Genomic DNA, 19,200 nt, shown 5'->3' on the forward strand with positions numbered 1-19,200 from the left:
CGGAGCCACTCGCACCATGAGCGCCACCCCCGACGACGCCCCCGTCCTGCTGCGCCGCGAAGGCCGTGCCGGTCACCTCGTCCTGAACCGGCCCCGCACCATCAACGCCCTGAACCACGCGATGATCCGGATCATCGAGGACGCCCTCGACGCGTGGGAGCGCGACGAGGCGGTGGCGACGGTGGTGCTCACCGGTGCCGGGGAGCGCGGGCTCTGCGCGGGCGGTGACATCCGTTCGGTCCACGACGACGTCCGGGCGGGGCGCGTGGCGCGGGCAGCCTCCTTCTGGCACGACGAGTACTGCCTCAACGCCCGGATCGCCCGCTGCCCGAAGCCGTACGTCGCCGTCATGGACGGCATCGTGATGGGCGGCGGCGTGGGCGTGTCGGCGCACGGCAGCGTGCGGGTGGTCACCGAACGCTCCCGGGTGGCGATGCCGGAGACCGGCATCGGCTTCGTGCCCGACGTCGGCGGCACCTATCTGCTCACCCGCACGCCGGGCGAGCTGGGCACCCACCTCGCGCTGACGGGCTCCGCGGTGGGCGCGGGCGACGCGCTGCTGTGCGGCCTCGCCGACCACCACGTACCGTCGGGGCGGCTCGCGGAGTTCACCGCGGCGCTCGCCGACGCCGACGCGGCCGACGCGGTAAGGGAGTTCGCGACCGAGGCGCCGGAGGGCGAGCTCGCCGCGCACCGGGAGTGGATCGACCACTGCTACGCCGCGGACTCCGTCGAGGAGATCGTGGACCGGCTGCACGCGTCCGGGGACCGGCACGCGAAGCAGGCCGCCGAGACGATCCTGTCGAAGTCCCCGACCTCCCTGAAGGTCACGCTCGCCGCGCTGCGCCGGGCCCGGGAACTGCCCTCCCTGGAGGCCGTCCTGGAGCAGGAGTACCGCGTCTCGTGCGCCGCGCTCGCCTCCCCCGACCTGGTGGAGGGCGTGCGCGCCCAGGTGGTCGACAAGGACCGCGAACCGCGCTGGTCACCCGCGGAGCTGGCACAGGTGACCGACGCCGACGTGGCCCGCTTCTTCGAGCCGACGGGCCGGGGCGGTCTCGGCTTCCGCTAGGGCCTTTGGTCCGGATCAGGCCGGGTGCCGTTCCGGGGTACGGGGCGCCGCCGCCGGGCGCAGGGCGAAGAGTCGGGTCAGCGAGGGGAAGCGGTAGCCCAGGGAGCCGCGGGGCCGAAAAACGGTCCCGGTCGCGACCGGACGCTGCCGGTCGGCCGCGGAGCGAGTCCTACGGCGGGTCCGTCTCCGTGACCACGGCGAGCAGTTGGAAGGGCAGTTCCTTGTCCCACTGCGCGACTCCGAGGGCTATCCAGCGGCCGTCCGCACGCCACAGGTGGAGGTCGGGCACCGTCGAGCTCAGCTGCGCCCACGGCTCCGGTATCTTCTCGCCTTCGCCGCCCTCCTCCGCGTGTACGGCGCGCTCGAAGAGACCGGCCAGGCTGAACCTCTGGGGCGGGCCCCAGCGCTCGGACAGGAGCACGGTCAGGGCGTCGCGCTCTGCCTCGTACTGTTCCTCGGTGGCCTGCCAGAGCGTGCCGTCGTCCTCCCAGAACGCGTCGCTCGTCAGTAACTCGGCCATGTGATAGCCAGGGCCCTCACTGCCGCGCTCCGACCTGCCGTGCTCCGCGGGGAACTCCCGGGAGCGCAGCAGGTCGATCACGGCGAGATGCTGTGCGGTGCTCATGGTCTCCAGTAAAGCGGCCGCCACTGACAAAGCGTCACGCGTCGCGGCGCCGCACCGCCCACCACCCGGCGCCGAGCGCCGCGACGGCCCACGCGGCGCACACCGCGAGTCCGCCCCACGGGCCGAGTGTCCCGGTCGGAGCCTCGTGCAGCACCTGTTGACCCGCCTGGTCCGGCAGGAAGCCCGCGACACCGCTCGCCACGTCGCCGACCACGAAGGACACGATCAGGGTGAAGGGGATGAGGATGCTCAGGACGGCGACTCCGCTGCGCAGCACCGCGGTCAGGCCCGCGGCGAGGAGAGCCATGAGGGCCAGGTAGACGCCGTCGCCGACGCAGGCCCGCACGGCCCCGGAGTGCCCGAGTCCGATGGCGTACTCCCCCAGGAAGGCCTGGCCGATGAGGAACGTGCCGAAGCTGGTGGCGAGCCCGACGAGCAGGGCCAGGCCGCCGACCACGGCCATCTTGGCGGCGTAGAAGAGCCCGCGGCGCGGCACGGCGGCCAGCGAGATCCGCAGGGCGCCGCTCGTGTACTCGGACGAGACGGCGGTCGTGCCGAAGCTGATCGCGGCGATCTGACCGAAGTTGAGGGCGTAGAAGGCGTCGAACAGCGGCTCGGTGTCCGCGCTGTCCGCCTCCGCCCGGCCGACCGTCGCGAAGACCAGCGCGGTGATGGCGACGGTCGCCGCGAAGACGACGATCAGCGAGACCAGGCTCGACCGAAGCGACTTGAGTTTGATCCACTCGGAGTGGGCGACGGGCAGTACGGGGGCGTTCAGCACGGTCAGGCCTCCTGGCGGAACGTGGGGGCGGCGGCCGCGAACTGGGTCGCGTCGGCCGTCAGGGCGAGGTAGGCCTGCTCCAGGGAGGCCTGCTCGTCGGCGAGTTCGAGGACCGGGATCCCGGCGCTCGCGGCGATGGCCCCGATCTCCTCGGCCCTGGCCCCGTCCACGGTCCACCGGCCGTCCACCGCCGCACCGAGGACATAGCCCTTGTCCGACAGGACACCACGGAGCCGGTCGGGGTCCGTCGTGCGCACCCGGACCCGGGCCCGGCTGTGTCCCTCGATGAACTCCGGCATGGGGGTGTCCGCGAGGAGCCTGCCGCGCCCGAGGACCACGAGGTGGTCGGCGAAGGTGGCCGTCTCGTTCATGAGGTGGCTGGAGACGAGGACGGTCCGGCCCTCCCGTGCCAGGCGTCGCAGCAACTCCCGTATCCAGATGATGCCTTCGGGGTCGAGGCCGTTGGAGGGCTCGTCGAGCATCACGACGCCGGGGTCTCCGAGGAGAGCCGCCGCGATGCCGAGGCGCTGCCGCATGCCGAGTGAGAACGTCTTGATCCGCTTGTCCCCGACCGAGCTGAGCCCGGTCTCGTCGAGCACCTCGTCGACACGGCGCACCGGGAGGCGGTTGCTGACCGCCAGGGCGAGGAGGTGGTGGCGGGCGGTGCGCGAACCATGGGCCGCCTGGGCGTCGAGGAGCGCCCCGACATGGCGCAGGGGGTCCTGGAGCGCGGCATAGGGGCGGCCCCCCACCGTGGCGGTGCCGGAGGTGGGGCGGTCCAGGCCGAGTACGAGCCGCATGGTGGTGGACTTGCCCGCGCCGTTGGGGCCGAGGAAGCCGGTGACCCGGCCGGGGCGGACGCTGAAGGTGAGGGCGTCCACGGCCCGTGTCGTGCCGTACTCCTTGGTGAGGTCTTGGACGTCGATGCTGGTCATGGGCATCAGCCTCGCCGCCGACCGCACCTCGGGTCTTCCCCCGCACGGGGAGGGCTTCTCCCTCTCATGGGGGAGCCGTGCGGTGCGGTGTGCCTGGCACGATGAACATCATGCCCGCCTTCCTGAGCCCCCTCACGCGCGCCGTCACCTACACGCGGTGTCTGCACGCGCTCCTGGGCTCCGGCATCGCCTGGGTCTGCGCCGCCATCTATCCGGGGCTCTCCAGCCCGACGCGCACCGACTGGCTCCTCGTCCTGGTCATCCCCGTCCCCTTGCTGGTCGCGGCCGCCCTGGTGCCCTCCGTGCGTCGGGCCGAAGGCCTGCAGGCCCGGATGATGCTGTTTCCCGGTGCCCACGCGCGCGTGGAGGGCGCCGAGGAGGACGCGGTCATCTCCGTGACGCCGTCGTCCTCGTGGCGGGACCGGGGCAGAACCGCGCTCTGGCTCGTGCTGCGGCTGGAGATCGGCTGCGCCATGGTGCTGGCGACGGGGCAACTCATCGGCATGGTCTTCCTGGTGCTCGGAGCGACCGACGAGCCCCCGGAGAGCGACGGACTGGTCCTGCCCGCCCCCTCCGCCGACTGGCTCGCCCTGCCGCTGAGTCTCCTCCTCGTCCTCGCGGAGCTGGCGGTGATCGTCGGCGCGGGGCACCTGATGGCCGTCACGGCCCGCCGCTTCCTCGGCCCCTCCCCCGCCGAGCGGCTCGCCGTCCTGGAGGAGCGCACCGAGCAGCTCCTGGAGCGCAACCGCATCGCACGCGAGCTGCACGACTCGATCGGCCACGCGCTGACCGTCGCCGTCGTCCAGGCCGGTGCCGCGCGCGCCGCCGCCGACCCCGAGTTCACCGACCGCGCCCTGGAGGCCGTCGAGGAGACGGGACGGGCCGCGCTGGAGGACTTGGAGCGGGTCCTGCGCGTGCTGCGGGAGGACGGCCGGCCGGCGAGCGGACGGCCCACGCTCGCGGACGCCGAACGCCTCCTGGACTCCGCGCGCGCCTCGGGCGCGCAGGTCGACATCGACGTGAGGGGCCCGGTGGAACGGGTGCCCGGCGCGGTCTCCCGCGAGGGCTACCGCATGCTCCAGGAGGCCCTCACCAACGTGCTGCGCCACTCGGGCCCGGTGCCGGTGCGGCTGCGCATAGCCGTGGACGACGCCCGGCTCGTGATGAGCGTGCGCAACGCGCTGCCCCTGGCGTCGGCGGGTGTGACCGGGCGCGGCGGCAGCGGCCTGCGCGGCATCAGGGAGCGGGCCACACTGCTCGGCGGACACGCCACCACGGGCCCGGACGCCGGTGAATGGCAGGTGCACGTCGAGCTGCCATTCGGGTGATCTACGCTGGCCGGATGCCGGTCACCGTACTCCTCGTCGACGACGAACCCCTCGTACGCGCGGGGCTGCGTGCCGTCCTGGAGGCACAGCCCGACATCCACGTCGTCGGCGAGGCCGCGGACGGCGCCGCGGTGATCCCCCTCGTCCGCGAACTGCGGCCGGATGTCGTCGCGATGGACGTCCGGATGCCGCTGCTCGACGGCATCGAGGCCACCCGCGCGGTGCTGCGCACGGTGCAGGACCCGCCGAAGATCCTGGTGGTGACGACCTTCGAGAACGACGAGTACGTGTACGAGGCGCTGCGCGCGGGCGCCGACGGCTTCCTGTTGAAGCGCGCCAGGCCCGCGGAGATCGTGCACGCCGTCCGCCTCGTGGCCGAGGGCGAGTCGCTCCTCTTCCCCGCGGCGGTACGGCAGCTGGCGGGCGAGCACGGCAAGGAGCGGGGCAACGCGCAGGCGCGGGCGGTGCTGGGCCGGGCGGCGCTGACCGAACGCGAGGCGGCGGTGCTGCGGCTGATGGCGCGCGGCCTGTCGAACGCGGAGATCGCGGCCCGTCTGGTCGTCGGCACGGAGACCGTCAAGTCGCACGTGAGCGCCGTGCTGGCCAAACTCGGGTCGCGGGACCGGACGCAGGCGGTCATCGTCGCGTACGAGTCCGGCTTCGTCTCGCCCGGATGACGGCCGTACGCAGGGCGGATGCGGGCCCGGCACTCGCCGCCGTACCGTGCGGCGAGTACGATCCGGCCATCATGCGCACGAGCTGGGAGGACGGACGTTGGGGCGGCTGACCGGCGGGGACCCGTCTCTGTTGCGACGTATCAACTCCGCGGTGGTGCTGCACGCGCTCCGTGCCGCGGACTTGGCGACGCTCACGGAGATCACCCGCGTGACCGGGCTCTCCCGGCCCACCGTCGAGGGGGTCGTCGAGGGGCTCATAGAGGCCGGGCTCGTGGTGGAGTCCGCGGCCGAGGACGGCGGCGCCCGCCGCCAGGGACGACCCGCTCGGAAGTTCCGCTTCCGGGCGGAGGCGGGCCATCTGCTGGGACTGGAGATCGGTCCGCACCGGGTGGCGGCGATGCTTTCGGACCTGGACGGCAAGGTGCTCGGCACGGCGTCGAAGGGCGTCTCCGAAGAGGCGTCCGCGGACGACCGCCTCGAGCGCCTGCGCACCGTGGTCGCCGATCTGCTGCGCCGCGCCGGGATCGCCCGCAGCTCCCTGCGCGCCGTGGGAGTGGGCAGCCCCGGCATCCTGGAGGCGGACGGCACGGTGCGGCTCAGCACGGCGCTGCCCGAGTGGACGGGGCTGCAGCTGGGTGAGCGGTTGCGCCGGTCGTTCAAGTGCCCGGTCCTGGTGGAGAACGACGCCAACGCCGCCGCCGTGGCCGAGCACTGGAAGGGTGTGGCGGCCGACACCGACGACCTGGTGTTCGTCCTCGCGGGGCTGAGCCCGGGGGCCGGGTCGCTGATCGGCGGGCGGCTCCACCGGGGGTACGGCGGGGCGGCCGGTGAGATCGGCGCGCTGCATCTGCTGGGCCGGGAGGTCACTCCGGAGACGTTGCTCTCCACCACGGACCAGCCGCTGCACCCGCTGGACGAGCAGGCCGTCGCCGAGGTCTTCGCCCACGCCCGGGAGGGCGACGCGCGGGCGCAGGCGGCCGTCGAGCGGTTCATCCAGCGGCTCGTGCACGACGTGGCCGCCCTCGTCCTCGCCCTCGATCCCGAACTGGTCGTCGTGGGCGGCTGGGCGGCGGGCCTGGACGGCGTCCTCGAACCGCTGCACCGGGAGCTGGCCCGGTACTGCCTGCGGCCGCCGCGGGTCGCGCTGTCGGTGCTCGGCGAGGCGGCGGTTCCGACAGGGGCACTGCGGCTGGCGCTCGACCACGTCGAAGAGCAGTTGTTCGCCGTCGAGGGCACCGTCACCGCGCGGAGTTGAGGAGCGGCGGCCTCCAGGGCCGGGAAACGGGACGCGCCCGGCACGTGGCGTGCCGGGCGCGCGGTGGTCCGGCCCGCGGGCGGTGCCGGTCCGCTGTCCTTCGTTGTCCTTCGCTGTCAGGAGGCGCGGCGCTCCGACTCGTGGTGTATCTCCACACCACCGGAGTCGCCGAAGGTGAGCCTGCAGGTGTCGGCGCGGTAGGTGGCCACGGACACCGCGGCCGTGCGGCCCTCGGCGAAGAAGCGGGTCGTCACGACGAGTACCGGTGCGCCCGGGAGCCGGTCGAGGGCCCTGGCGTCGTCGGCGCGTGCGGAGCCGAGCTCGACCGCCCTGTCCTGCCCTTCGAGGCCGAGGGCGCCCAGCTCGCGCAGGACCACGCGCGCGCGGGCCGCGCCGGAGGGCTCGTCCATGCCGGTCAGCTCGGCGACCGACGACGTGGGGACGTACAGCAGCTCGGCGGCGACGGGCTGCCCCTGTGAGACGCGGGTGCGGCGCACCACGTGCACCTGCTCGTCCGCGACGGTTTCCAGCATGCGGGCCACGTCCGCCGGCGGGACCGCCGGCGCGCAGTCCGCGGGCTGCCAGGCATCGCCGGCCTCGCCGGGCCAGGTGCCCTGCGCGGAGCCGACGGCCACACCCATCCGCGGCGGGGCGACGGTGGTGCCCACTCCGCGGCGGCGGTGCAGCCTGCCTTCGAGTTCGAGTTGCTCCAGCGCCTGCCGGAGCGTGGCACGGGCGACACCGAACCGGGCGGCGAGATCGCGCTCGTTCGGCAGGATCTCCCCCACCGCGAATTCGGAGTCGAGCGCCTCACTGAGCACGGTCTTCAGATGCCAGTACTTCGGCTCCGGCACCGTTTCGAGCTGCGTGGTCCCCACCCTGTCCTCCGCAATCGCCGTGACCGACGGCGTTTAAGCGCCCTTGTTTATTAAAGGTTCCTGCACTATCTCTGCGACCATAGGCCTGCGCTCAACCTTGGTCAAGACCAATCCTCGTTCCGTTACAGCCCGCACAGGGACGATGCCACAGAGCATTCATGCGGAGTTCGCGCGGGGCCAAGCAGGCGTAATCGGCCATGCGTACGTGAACGGCCGACAAAGATCGCACGACGGAGCCCCCGCCCTGCCGGACGGGGGCTCAGCACCGCGCTAACGCGCCGCCGCGTGCGAGATGAGGCCGGATCTCTACCGGGCGAGCGCCGCGAGCTTGTCCGGGTTGCGGACGATGTAGATGTTCTGGACACGGCCGTCGACGGCGTCCAGCTGGAAGACGCTGTCGGGCTTGCCGTCGATGAGGATGTACGCGGAATCGGCGCCGTTCAGTTCCACGTAGCGGATCTCGACCTCGCACGCGGCCCTCACCACGGTGGCGGCCGTGCTGTACAGGAAGCGGCCCACCTTGTCGGCGCTCTCCAGGACGCGCAGCGGCGCCTTCGTCTTGCCGCCGGCGTCGCCGACCAGCCGGACGTCCGGCGCGAGGAGCGACATCAGTCCGTCGAGATCGCCCTCGGTCGCCGCGGCAAGGAACCGCTCGGTGAGGTCGCGCCGCTCGGCCGGGTCCACCCGGTAGCGGGGCCGGCCCGCGTCGACGTGCTTGCGGGCCCGCCCGGCGAGCTGGCGCACGGCGGCCTCGCCGCGGTCGAGGGTGAGCGCGATCTCGGCGTAGGGGAAGCCGAAGGCCTCGCGGAGCACGAACACGGCGCGCTCCAGGGGCGAGAGGGACTCAAGGACCACGAGGACCGCGAGGGAGACCGACTCGGCGAGGACGGCCCGCTCCGCGGTGTCCGGGACGGTCGGCCCGAACTCGGTGACGCAGGGCTCGGGGAGCCAGGGCCCCACGTACGCCTCGCGGCGGGACTGCAGATGGCGCAGGCGGTCGATGGCGAGCCTGGTGGTGACGCGCACCAAGTAGGCGCGGGGTTCGCGTACTTGGGCGTGGTCGGACGCCGACCAGCGCAGCCAGGCCTCCTGGACGACGTCCTCCGCGTCGGCCAGGCGGCCGAGCATGCGGTAGGCGACGCCCATCAGGACTGAACGGTGCTCTTCGAAGACGTCGGTCACGCTGTCGGTAGCCACCCTCTTATCCCAGCCCACCGGGCAGCGCGTGTCCAGGCCGTTCCGCCCTCTTGAACTGAGGCCTACTGAACGGTAATTGTTGCTGACAACGTGTCTAACGCATGTGCCCCGTCGCACGCGTCCCGTGCAGTGAGAGAGGCCGTCTCCCGACGGCAGGACAGGAGCAGTCATGGCCGCAGAGGTGTCCTTCAGCGTGCCGTCACCCGGCGGCCCCGGCACCGTGACGATCTCCTACGAACGGGTGGGGTCCGGCGAGCCGTTGCTGCTGCTGCACGGCATCGGCCACCACCGGCAGGCGTGGGACCCGGTGCTCGAGATCCTGGCCGCCGAACACGAAGTGATCGCCGTCGACCTGCCGGGCTTCGGCCGCTCGCCCGCACTGCCGGACGGACTGCGGCACGACATCGCCACGGTCGCCCCGGTCCTGGGCGCGCTCTGCGAGGCGCTGGGGACGGAGCGCCCGCACGTGGCGGGCAACTCCCTGGGCGGGCTGCTCGCCCTGGAAATGGGCCGCGAGAAGCTGGTCCGCTCGGTCACCGCACTGTCCCCCGCCGGCTTCTGGTCGCCCGCGGAGCAGCGGTACGCGTTCGCCACCCTCCTCGCGATGCGTCGGGGCGCGCGGCTGCTGCCGCTGCCCGCGATAGACCGGCTGTCGGCCAGCGCGGCCGGCCGCTTCGCGCTCACGAGCACGATCTACGCCCGCCCGTGGCGCCGTTCACCGGAGGCCGTCGTCGCCGAGACGCTCGCGCTGCGGAACGCCACGGCCTTCGACGCGACACTGGCCGCCGGGCGCGGCCTCGCCTTCCATGACGACGTGCCGGACCTTCCGGTCACCGTCGCCTGGGGCACGCGCGACCGACTGCTCCTGCGCCGCCAGGGGATCCGCGCCAAACACACCATCCCCGGCGCACGCCTGGTCCGGCTCCCCGGCTGCGGCCACGTCCCGATGCACGACGACCCCGCGCTCGTCGCCCGCGTCATCCTCGACACCTGCCGCTGACCGGCGCCGGACGAGGACGCCGGACCCCAGCGCCACCCCGGCGCCGACGAGCGCGCTGCCGACGGCCTGGGGTGCTCCGTACGTGCCCGTCCCGGCCAGCGGAGCGGTGCAGGCCGCCGCGACCGGGATGAGGCCGGAGAAGAGCGTGGCCCGCTCGGCGCTGATGCGCTGGAGCCCCGTGTACCAGAGCACGAAACCGACCACGGTGACGACGACCGTCTGCCACAACAGGGCGGCGCCTTCGGCGCGGTCGGGCCACCGCACGAACCCGCCGCCGTCGAGGGCGATCCCGAGGACCGCCGATTCGACGGCAGCCACGGCGCACACGGCGGCGGCGAGCAACCGGGGGCCGAGGGGGCGCAGCACGGGCACGGCGAGCACCGCGAAGCCGACCTCACCCGCGAGCGCGCCCACCGAGAAGAGCAGACCGGGTACGTCCGTGCGGCCCCAGCCCTGCACGACGAACGCCCCGGCGGCCACCAGGAGCGCGCCGTGCAGGACGCCCCGCTGGGGAGTGCGCCCTTCGAGCAGCGGCACAAGGAGAGCGACGGCGACCGGGGCGCATCCTACGAAGACACCCGGTACGGCAGGTTCCGCTGACCGCTCCGCGGCGAGGATCGCCATGTTGAAGCCGACCATCCCCACGGCCGCGAGCAGCGCGAGCCGTCCCCACTGACGTGGTCGCAGCCTGCGCAGCGCCGCGGTGCCGCCCTTGCCGAGCCAGGGCAGGAGGAGCAGACAGGCCAATCCGTAGCGGACGAACTGGCCACCCGTGTACGGGTAGTCGCCCAGCAGGCTGTTGGCGGTGAAGGAGCCGCCGACGAGGAGACAGGCGAGAGCCGCGAGGAGCGCTCCGCGTGAGGAGTCCGTGTTCATGCCCCGACGCTATGAAGCCGGGCGGTCCCCATTAAGGTCCACTTCCGCGGCCTGTTCGGGGACCACTTCACCGACGGCCCGCGTCCGGTCCACCACCGCCGCCCCGCCCGGCCGCCCGCCAGCCAGCCCGCAACCGATCGAAGAGGTGCATCGCCCTGACGCCACAGAGCGCCGCCGACCGCGCGGGGTGGACCGCCGCCTGGGAACTGCTCCTGCCGGCCGCGGCCGCGCCCGCGCGCAGCCGTGGCCGCGGCCTGCGGTCGGCCCTGCGCGAGGCCGTCAGGTCGGGCCGGCTCACGGCGGGCACCCGGCTGCCCTCCAGCCGCGAACTCGCCGCCGACCTCGGTGTCTCGCGCGGTCTGGTCATGGAGACGTACGAGCAGCTGACGGCGGAGGGGTATCTGCGCAGCGACCGCGGCTCGGGGACCTGGGTGGGGGACGCGGCGCGGGCTGCGGTCCCTGTGGTGCGTGATCTCGCGCCCCGCGACGGCCACGCGCGCGTGGACTTCCTTCCCGGCGTCCCCGACCTGTCGCTGTTCCCCCGCTCCGCGTGGGCCGCCGCTCACCGCAAGGTGCTCGCCGAGCTGCCGCACCACATGCTGGGCTACCCGGACCCGCGCGGGCTGCCGAGGCTGCGTACGGCCCTCGCCGACCTGCTGGCGCGGCGCCGCGGAGTGGTCGCCGATCCGGAACGCGTGATCGTGTGTTCCGGCGTGGCCCAGGCGATGACACTGCTGGCGCTGGTGCTCCGCGCGCGGGGGCACACCGCGATCGGGGTCGAGGATCCCGGGAGCCCCGAGCACGCGACGCTGCTCGCCGCCGCGGGGATCGCCCCGGTGGGCATCGCGGTGGACGACGAAGGCGCGGACCCCGGTGCGCTGCGGGACCGGGAGGTGCGCGCTGTCGTCACCACGCCCGCTCACCAATTCCCCTCGGGAATCGCCTACTCGGCGCGGCGGCGCACGGAACTCCTGGACTGGGCCCGGTCCGTCGGCGGCCTGGTCGTCGAGGACGACTACGACGGGGACTTCCGCTACGACCGCGCCCCGGTGGGCGCCCTGCAGGGGCTCGATCCCGAACACGTCGCGTACACCGGCTCGGTCAGCAAATCGCTCGCTCCGGGGCTGCGCCTGGGCTGGCTGCTCGTTCCGGAGGGCCTCGCCGAGGAGGTCGTCGAACGCAAGCGCGTGATGGACCTGGGAAATCCGGCCCTGGACCAGGAGCTCCTGGCCCACTTCGTCGAACGCGGCGACTACGACCGGCAGTTGCGCCGCTGCCAGCGCGCCTACCGAGAGCGCAGGGACGCCCTGGTGGCAGCCCTGGACGAGCATTTCCCCGGCGTGCGCGTCACCGGGATCGCGGCCGGTCTGCACGTCATCGCCCAGCTGCCCGACCGCTGGGGGCCGCAGGATGCCTTCCTGGCGAGGGCCTCGGCGGCGGGCGTCGCGGTCCGGCCGCTGAGCGCCTACGGGGCGTCACGGCACCCCGGGACAGCCGCGGGCCGACGTGTCGCGGCCGGAGACGGGGTCTGTTTGGTCCTCGGTTACGCACATCTGCCACCGGCCCGGATCTCCGAGGGGGTGCGTCTGCTGGCCCGGTCGGTTGACCATCACCGGGGCGGAAGCAAAGAGCGCGTAAACGACTCCCCGCCGTGCGACCGCGATGCTTCGCTACCTATGGGCAGCTAGGCGAAGCCCTGCAGGAGTGACGACGCTCCGAGGGACAACGCTCCGAAGGAGGTCCGCGTGCCGGAATTCGACTTCGTCATCGTGGGCGCGGGGACGGCCGGCTGTGTGCTGGCGGCGAGGCTGTCGCAGGACGTGAACACGCACGTCCTGCTGATCGAGGCAGGCGGCTCGGAGGTGCTGCCCGCGCAGGCCTCTCCTCCCGCATGGCCGACCCTGTTCCAGACCCCCGCGAACTGGGGAGACCGCACCGTCGAGCAGTCGGCCACCGGCACATCCACACAACTCCCGCGAGGACGCGGGCTCGGCGGATCCTCGGCGATCAACGGCATGGTCTTCGCCCGAGGCCACCATTCCGGCTACGACCAGTGGCCCAGCCAGGGCGCCAAGGGCTGGGGCTTCGGCGATCTGCTGCCGTACTTCCGGCGCAGCGAGAACGCGGTGGGCCGCGACCCGGCACTGCGCGGGATCGACGGCCCCCTCACCGTGAGTCCCGCCGACCCGCCGCATCCGGTCATCGAAGCGTGCCTGGAAGCGGCCACCGAGACGGGGTACGCCAGGGCCGCCGACATCAGCGGCGGCCTGGAGGAAGGCTTCGGACTGACGGACCTCAACATCGTCGACGGCAGGCGGCAGAGCGCCGCCGACGCCTATCTCGCGCCGGCCCTGAAGCGGCCCAACCTGACCGTCGTGACCAACGCCCTGGTGCAGCGGCTGCGCATCAGCGGCGGGCGCTGTGTCGGCGTGGAGTACCGCACCGGCACCGACGAAGTGACCCTCGCCTGCGCGGGTGAGGTCGTCCTGACCGCCGGTGCCATCGGCTCCGCGCAGCTGCTGCTCCTGTCGGGGATCGGCCCGCACGCCCAACTGGCCGACGTGGGCGTCGGGACCGTCCTCGACCTGCCGGGCGTCGGCGCCGGGCTCCACGACCATCCGATCGTCAGCCTCACGTCGAGCGCGGCCCGCCCGCTGCCGCCGAGGCGCAACAACCACGGCGAAGCCATCGGTCTCCTGCGCAGCGGCCCCGCCGTCGAAGAGCCGGACCTCCAGGTCGTCTTCGTCGACCTCCCCTCCCATCAGACCTCCGCCAAGGACCCCGAGGACGGCTACACCATCGCTGTCTCCGCGATCCGCCCGTACAGCCGCGGCACACTGCGCCTGGCGAGCGCCGATCCCGGTGCGGCGCCAGTGCTCGATCCGGGTTACCTCACCGACGAGCGTGACCTGGCAACGGTCGTCGCCGGTGTGCGGCTCGTCCGGGAGATCGGCGGAGCCCAGGCGCTCGCGCCGTGGCGTGGCCGGGAGGTGGTTCCCGGGCCGGACGCGGACGACGACGCCGCCCTGCGCGAGTTCGTGCGCCGGACCCTCGTCTCGTACTGCCACCCGGTGGGCACCTGCCGGATGGGGGCCGATCCCCGCTCTGTCACCGGGCCCGATCTGCGGGTCCACGGCATCGATGGACTGAGGGTCGCCGACGCCTCGGTGTTCCCGTCCATTCCGTCGGCGAACACGGTCGCCACGGTGTACGCCGTGGCCGAACGTGCCGCGGACCTGCTGCGCGGCACCGAATCCAGAGTCGGCACCCTGAGCTGAGCCCTTCCCCGCGGGCTGACGCCGACAGACAGTCAGGAGTTGAACCACGCGCGCTTGCAGAGCACCAGCCGGTAACCGTCCGGATCTGCGACGGCGACACCCCATTCGTTCCGCACGCCCAGGCCGAGTCCGGCGCGCAGGTCCCCGGCCACCGGTCCCGAAGCCGTACGACCTGGGGCCCGGCCCCGCTCCCGGCGCGGGCAGGTGACGGTCCCCGCGCGGCTGTTCCCCCGCACCCGCAACGAGTTGTTCACTTGTGCTTCGCGTGGGCGCTGTGGCGCGGTACCGGCCGGGCGCCCGCACACTGGTCGCACCCGTCAACTGGAGGCGCATTCATGTCGCAACGTCAGCCGAGCCCGTCCCCCCGCCGCCGCAGCGTGCTGCGGGGATCGCTCGCCGTACCGGCGGCGCTCGCCGTGCCCGCGCTGGCCGGGGCCGCTCCTTCGCTCGCCCTTTCGGGACGCCCGAAGGCGGGGTGGGGCGTGCAGGCGGGGGACGTGACCGCGCACTCGGGGCTCGTGTGGGTCCGGTCGGACCGGCCCGCCCGGATGGTCGTGGAGACGTCGGCCACCGAGTCGTTCCGCAACCCCCGGCGCTGGCACGGCCCGTTGCTCGGACCGGACACGGACTTCACGGGGACGACCCGGCTGCGCGGCCTGCCCGCCGGGGAGCAGATCCACTACCGGGTGCTGCTCGCCGACCCCGACGACCCGCGGCGGACGGGCAAGCCGGTCGGCGGGACCTTCCGTACGACGCCGCGGGGCCGCAAGGAGGACGTGCGCTTCCTGTGGTCGGGCGACATCGCGGGCCAGGGCTGGGGCATCAACCCCGACCGCGGCGGCTACCGCGTCTTCGAGGAGATGCGCCGACGGGACCCGGACTTCTTCCTGTGCAGCGGCGACAACATCTACGCCGACGGCCCCATCCTGCCCAGCGTCACGCTGCCCGACGGCACCGTGTGGCGGAACGTGACGACCGAGGAGAAGTCCAAGGTCGCCGAGTCCCTGGCGGAGTTCCGCGGCGCGTTCCGCTACAACCTGCTCGACGAGAACCTGCGGCGCTTCAACGCGCAGGTCCCCTCGATCGTCCAGTGGGACGACCACGAGGTGCACAACAACTGGTACCCGGGGCAGATCCTGGACGACGCGCGGTACACGGAGAAGAACACGGACGTCCTCGCGGGCCGCTCGCTGCGCGCGTTCAGCGAGTACTTCCCCGTCTCCACACTGGCGCCGGGCGACGAGGACGGCCGGGTGTACCGGGTGCTGCGGCACGGCCCGCTCCTGGACGTGTTCGTCCTCGACATGCGCTCGTACCGCAACGCCAACTCGCCGGGCAGACAGACCGACGACGCCACCGGCATCCTCGGAGCCCGCCAACTGGCCTGGCTCAAGCGGGAACTGTCCCGCTCGCGGGCGGTGTGGAAGGTCATCGCCTCCGACATGCCGCTGGGCATCGTGGTCCCGGACGGCAGGGTGAACTTCGAGGCCGTCGCGCAGGGCGACCCCGGGGCCCCGCTGGGCCGCGAGCTGCAGATCGCCGAGCTCCTGCGGCACATCAAGCACGCCAGGATCACCGGCACGCTGTGGCTGACCGCCGATGTCCACTACACCTCGGCGCAGCACTACGACCCCTCGCGTGCGGCGTTCAAGGACTTCGCGCCGTTCTGGGAGTTCGTCTCCGGGCCGCTGGCCGCCGGTGGCTTCCCCGCGACGAAGCTCGACGGGACGTTCGGTCCCGAGCAGAAGTTCATCAAGGCTCCGGCCCGGGCGAACACCTCACCGGCCGAGACCCCGCAGTACTTCGGCGAGATCGACATCGACGGCGGCAGCGGCGAGTTGACGGTGCGGCTGCGGCAGGAGGGCGGCGGAGTGCTGTTCACCCAGGTGCTGCAGCCGGGCCGGCTGGGACAGTAGCGCGGGCAAATCGCCGCCAAAGGTTCAGATGGCCTCTTTACCCATCAGTCACAGGGCGTTCTCGATCACGCAACACCGGTCCAGCACAGTGGCCGTATGAAAGCTGACGCATCTCATGTGACACGGACCAAGCACGGCCGCCCCGTCCATCAGTGGCGGCGCGACGTGGTGGAACTGGCGGCCCTGTTCACCGCCGTGGCGGTGGCCGACGCGGTGGCGAACATGGTGGGACACGGCCCGGACGGGCCGGTCCTCCTCGCGGTGTCGGCCGTGGTGCTCGTCGCCACGGTCGGCTTCCACACGTGGTGGGCGCGGCGCCACAACCACGCTCCACCGACGGGGCGCCATACCGGCGCCCGGCCGCCCGCGGACGCGGAGCAGGCCGGGCCCGCGGCGGCCGTCACCCCCGACCGCACCCCGGAGACGGGCGGGACCACGCTCTGGCGGATGCGGACGACGGTGCGGGACGAGCCGGGGTCGCTCGCCGCGCTGTGCGTGACGCTCGCCGAGCACAGTGTGGACATCCTCAGCCTGCAGGCGCACCCGCTGGCCGAGGGCACCGTCGACGAGTTCCTGCTGCGCGCGCCCGCCGACCTCGCCGGTGCCGAGATCAGCCGGTCGATCGCCCGGTCCGGTGGCTCCGGGACGTGGATCGAACGCGCCGACGCCCACGACCTGGTCGACGCCCCCACCCGTATCCTCGGCCTGGCCACTCGCACCGCGCTCGACGCCGCCGAACTCCCGCTGGCGCTGCGGCAGTTGCTGGGGCGCTGCACCATCCGTTCGCTGCCCGCGCCCTCGCGGTCCGGATCGCGCGGGGCCGCGGCCACGGAGGGCGCTCCGGTCGAGGGCGTACTCGAAGGGACGGTGCTGCGTCTGGAGGGGCCCGAGGGCGAGGTGATCACCGTGGAGCGGCCCTATCTGCCGTTCACGCCCACGGAGTTCGCCCGCGCACGGGCCCTCGTGGAGCTGGACACGCGACTGGGCCCGCGCCTCCCGCGCAGCCAGGACGTCCTGACGCTCCCGGAGGGCAACTCCATCACCGTCCGGCGGGCCGGCACGGCCGACATCGACGCCGCCAAGGCCATGCACGAGCGGTGCTCCACCCGCACCCTGGACATGCGCTACCACGGCCCCGTGCACGACGCCGACCGGTACCTCAACCACCTGCTCAGCCCCCGGTTCGGCCGCACGCTCGCGGTACGGACCGCGTCCGGGCGGATCGTCGGCCTCGGCCATCTCCTCTGGGACGGCGACGAGACCGAGATCGCGCTGCTCGTCGAGGACGAGTGGCAGCGCCGCGGCATTGGCGGCCAGTTGCTCGGCCGCCTGGTGTCGATGGCGGTCGAGGCGGGCTGCGAGAGCGTGTACGCGGTGACGCAGGCGTCCAACACCGGCATGGTGGCCGCGATGCGCGGGCTCGGCCTGCCCCTCGACTACCAGATCGAGGAGGGCACGCTGGTGATCACGGCCCGCCTGGAGGCGACACCGGTCAGCTCGCGGCTGCCGTACGACCACGCGCAGCGCCCCGACGGCCGTGCCGAGCACCACCAGCGGGCGGGGCACTGAGCGTTTCCGCGACGGGCTCGGCGAGGGCGGCGTCCCGGACCGGGCCGAGGGCCCGGTCCAGGTCGTGCCACAGGTCCTCGATGTCCTCGAGGCCGCACGACATGCGCAGCAGTCGGTCGCCGACGCCGGACGAGCGCCGGTCCTCGGTGTCCACCACGCGGTGACTGATGGACGCCGGGTGCTGGATGAGCGAGTCGACGCTGCCGAGGCTCACCGCGGGGGTGATGAGGCGTACGCGGGCGATCACCTCGTGCGGGTCGCCGTGCACCTCGAAGGCGACCATGGCACCGCCCAGGCGCGGGTAGTGCACGCGCTCGATCCGCGGGTCGCCGGTGAGGCGGCGCGCCAGTTCCGCCGCGGTGGCCGAGGCCGCCCGCACCCGGACCGGCAGCGTCGCGAGGCCGCGCAGCAGCAGGTATCCGGCGAGCGGATGCAGCACGCCGCCGGTGGCGAACCGCACCTGGCGCAGGCCGCGCGCGAACTCCTCGTCGCACGCGACGACTCCGCCGAGGACGTCGCCGTGCCCGCCCAGGTACTTCGTGGCGCTGTGAAGCACCAGACGGGCACCGCTCTCGGCGGGCCGCTGCAGCACAGGGGTCGCGAACGTGTTGTCCGCGAGCAGTGGCACCGTGCCGCAGGCGCGGGCGACCTCGGCCAGGTCGAGCTCGGCGAGGGTGGGGTTGGCGGGCGTCTCGACCATCACCAGGCCGGTCTCCGGCCGGATGGCACCGGCGATGCCGTCGGGATCCACCCAGGTCACCTCGGTGCCGACCAGGCCCGCGGTGAGCAGGTGGTCGCTGCAGCCGTACAGCGGCCGGACGGCGACGACGTGGCGCAGGCGGGCCGCGCCCCGCATGAGGAGCACCGCGGTCAGCGCCGCCATGCCGCTCGCGAACGCGACCGCGCTCTCGGTCCCTTCGAGCTTGGCCAGCGCGGTCTCGAAGCGGGCGACGGTCGGGTTGCCGAGGCGCCCGTAGACCGGCGGACCGTCGTCGACGACGCCCTCGGCGGCGAAGGCGCCAATGCGGGCGGCCTCGGCCCGGCTGTCACGGCAGGGGTACGTCGTGGAGAGGTCGATCGGCGGGGCGTGCAGGCCCATTTCAGCCAGATCGTCCCGTCCCGCGTGCACGGCCTCGGTGGCCAGGGCACGCTGGGGTGACACGGTCCCGGCGGCGGGTTCGTGGGGGGCTGTCCCGGTGTTCGCTTCCATGCACCACAGGCTGAACATCCGCCGGGGACCCGTCCCCGAATGCCGTGCTACGTTCGGCCGATGGCCGATTCCGTCGCTCTGGACCCGGTGGACCTCCACATATTGCGTCTGCTGCAGAACGACGCCCGGACCACCTACCGCGACCTCGCGGCGCAGGTCGGCGTCGCGCCGTCGACGTGTCTCGACCGGGTGACGCGGCTGCGGCGGTCGGGAGTGATTCTCGGACATCAGCTGCGGCTGGACCCGGCGAAGCTCGGCCGGGGGCTCGAAGCGCTTCTCTCCGTGCAGGTCCGGCCGCACCGGCGGGATCTCGTGGGTCCCTTCGTGGAACGCGTCAGGGCGCTCCCCGAGTCCCTGTCCCTCTTCCACCTCACGGGACCCGAGGACTTCCTGGTGCACGTGGCGGTCGCGGGACCGGCGGATCTTCAGCGGCTCGTCCTCGACGAGTTCACCGCGCGACGTGAAGTGGCGCGCGTGGAGACCCGGTTGATCTTCCAGCAGTGGGCGTGCGGCCCGCTGCTGCCACCCGACGCGGCGGCCGGGGGACCCCTGGACGCGGCCGAGGAATCCTGGTGACGCCGACCGCTCCCCCGTACGAGGATGTCC

Annotated in this window: 16 protein-coding genes and 2 pseudogenes; 10 read left to right on the forward strand and 8 right to left on the reverse strand. The window is 73.1% G+C overall.

What is annotated here, in order from left to right; all coding sequences use genetic code 11:
* Nucleotides 1-16 precede the first annotated feature (16 nt).
* Entirely contained in the window at nt 17-1,069 is a 1,053-nt protein-coding gene (locus ACZ69I_RS29460) for an enoyl-CoA hydratase/isomerase family protein (protein ID WP_470835624.1), read from the forward strand.
* Between the two features lie 169 nt (nt 1,070-1,238).
* Here ACZ69I_RS29460 and ACZ69I_RS29465 read toward each other — a convergent pair whose 3' ends face one another.
* The 3 genes from ACZ69I_RS29465 to ACZ69I_RS29475 are packed head-to-tail and all read right to left on the reverse strand — an operon-like array spanning nt 1,239 to nt 3,410.
* Nucleotides 1,239-1,694 carry a hypothetical protein gene (locus ACZ69I_RS29465; RefSeq protein ID WP_470835627.1) on the reverse strand — a complete coding sequence of 152 codons (456 nt, stop codon included), beginning with the start codon at nt 1,692-1,694 and terminating at the stop codon, nt 1,239-1,241.
* Between the two features lie 34 nt (nt 1,695-1,728).
* Nucleotides 1,729-2,472, reverse strand: a complete 744-nt coding sequence (locus ACZ69I_RS29470) for an ABC transporter permease (protein ID WP_470835689.1) — start codon at nt 2,470-2,472, stop codon at nt 1,729-1,731.
* Nucleotides 2,473-2,477: 5 nt separating this feature from the next.
* Nucleotides 2,478-3,410: an ATP-binding cassette domain-containing protein gene (locus tag ACZ69I_RS29475; protein WP_470835629.1), complete on the reverse strand. Its 933-nt coding sequence runs from the start codon at nt 3,408-3,410 to the stop codon at nt 2,478-2,480.
* 110 nt (nt 3,411-3,520) lie between these two features.
* On the opposite strand from ACZ69I_RS29475, the gene ACZ69I_RS29480 reads away from it, so the two are divergent.
* The 3 genes from ACZ69I_RS29480 (at nt 3,521) to ACZ69I_RS29490 (ending at nt 6,670) form a co-directional block, all read left to right on the forward strand.
* Nucleotides 3,521-4,738, forward strand: coding sequence for a sensor histidine kinase (locus ACZ69I_RS29480; protein WP_470835630.1), 1,218 nt, complete (start codon nt 3,521-3,523; stop codon nt 4,736-4,738).
* A 14-nt stretch (nt 4,739-4,752) separates the two neighbouring features.
* Complete coding sequence (locus ACZ69I_RS29485; RefSeq protein ID WP_470835631.1) at nt 4,753-5,415, forward strand: response regulator transcription factor; 663 nt, start codon at nt 4,753-4,755, stop codon at nt 5,413-5,415.
* Between the two features lie 97 nt (nt 5,416-5,512).
* A complete protein-coding gene (locus ACZ69I_RS29490; protein WP_470835632.1) occupies nt 5,513-6,670 on the forward strand; it encodes an ROK family transcriptional regulator in 1,158 nt (385 codons plus the stop codon).
* 116 nt (nt 6,671-6,786) lie between these two features.
* Here the strand turns inward: ACZ69I_RS29490 and ACZ69I_RS29495 are convergent, their stop codons facing one another.
* Nucleotides 6,787-7,548, reverse strand: a complete 762-nt coding sequence (locus tag ACZ69I_RS29495) for a GntR family transcriptional regulator (protein ID WP_470835633.1) — start codon at nt 7,546-7,548, stop codon at nt 6,787-6,789.
* A 306-nt stretch (nt 7,549-7,854) separates the two neighbouring features.
* On the reverse strand, nt 7,855-8,745 hold the full coding sequence (locus tag ACZ69I_RS29500; protein WP_470835634.1) for an RNA polymerase sigma-70 factor: 891 nt from the start codon (nt 8,743-8,745) through the stop codon (nt 7,855-7,857).
* Nucleotides 8,746-8,914: 169 nt separating this feature from the next.
* On the opposite strand from ACZ69I_RS29500, the gene ACZ69I_RS29505 reads away from it, so the two are divergent.
* Nucleotides 8,915-9,745 (forward strand): alpha/beta fold hydrolase, encoded by an 831-nt coding sequence (locus tag ACZ69I_RS29505; protein WP_470835635.1) that lies wholly within the window; start codon nt 8,915-8,917, stop codon nt 9,743-9,745.
* A gap of 468 nt (nt 9,746-10,213) precedes the next feature.
* Here the strand turns inward: ACZ69I_RS29505 and ACZ69I_RS29510 are convergent.
* A pseudogene (locus ACZ69I_RS29510) lies at nt 10,214-10,621 on the reverse strand (EamA family transporter); the annotation flags it as partial.
* Between the two features lie 155 nt (nt 10,622-10,776).
* Between ACZ69I_RS29510 and pdxR the strand changes: the two are divergent.
* Together pdxR and ACZ69I_RS29520 are read left to right on the forward strand one after the other, a co-directional pair.
* Complete coding sequence (gene pdxR, locus ACZ69I_RS29515; protein WP_470835691.1) at nt 10,777-12,309, forward strand: MocR-like pyridoxine biosynthesis transcription factor PdxR; 1,533 nt, start codon at nt 10,777-10,779, stop codon at nt 12,307-12,309.
* A gap of 57 nt (nt 12,310-12,366) precedes the next feature.
* Nucleotides 12,367-13,899: a GMC family oxidoreductase gene (locus tag ACZ69I_RS29520; protein WP_470835636.1), complete on the forward strand. Its 1,533-nt coding sequence runs from the start codon at nt 12,367-12,369 to the stop codon at nt 13,897-13,899.
* Nucleotides 13,900-13,931: 32 nt separating this feature from the next.
* Here the strand turns inward: ACZ69I_RS29520 and ACZ69I_RS29525 are convergent.
* Nucleotides 13,932-14,045: pseudogene (locus tag ACZ69I_RS29525) on the reverse strand (VOC family protein); the annotation flags it as partial.
* A gap of 189 nt (nt 14,046-14,234) precedes the next feature.
* Here ACZ69I_RS29525 and ACZ69I_RS29530 point away from each other — a divergent pair.
* Together ACZ69I_RS29530 and ACZ69I_RS29535 are read left to right on the forward strand one after the other, a co-directional pair.
* Complete coding sequence (locus ACZ69I_RS29530; RefSeq protein ID WP_470835637.1) at nt 14,235-15,815, forward strand: alkaline phosphatase D family protein; 1,581 nt, start codon at nt 14,235-14,237, stop codon at nt 15,813-15,815.
* Nucleotides 15,816-15,911: 96 nt separating this feature from the next.
* Nucleotides 15,912-17,384: a GNAT family N-acetyltransferase gene (locus tag ACZ69I_RS29535; protein ID WP_470835639.1), complete on the forward strand. Its 1,473-nt coding sequence runs from the start codon at nt 15,912-15,914 to the stop codon at nt 17,382-17,384.
* On the opposite strand, the gene ACZ69I_RS29540 is transcribed toward ACZ69I_RS29535, so the two are convergent.
* Nucleotides 17,308-18,594, reverse strand: coding sequence for a trans-sulfuration enzyme family protein (locus ACZ69I_RS29540; protein ID WP_470835640.1), 1,287 nt, complete (start codon nt 18,592-18,594; stop codon nt 17,308-17,310). The two genes, ACZ69I_RS29535 and ACZ69I_RS29540, sit on opposite strands and share 77 nt — an antisense overlap.
* A 60-nt stretch (nt 18,595-18,654) precedes the next feature.
* On the opposite strand from ACZ69I_RS29540, the gene ACZ69I_RS29545 reads away from it, so the two are divergent.
* Nucleotides 18,655-19,170 (forward strand): Lrp/AsnC family transcriptional regulator, encoded by a 516-nt coding sequence (locus ACZ69I_RS29545; protein ID WP_470835641.1) that lies wholly within the window; start codon nt 18,655-18,657, stop codon nt 19,168-19,170.
* Nucleotides 19,171-19,200 lie beyond the last annotated feature (30 nt).

This window comes from Streptomyces sp. NPDC036815, assembly GCF_055609205.1.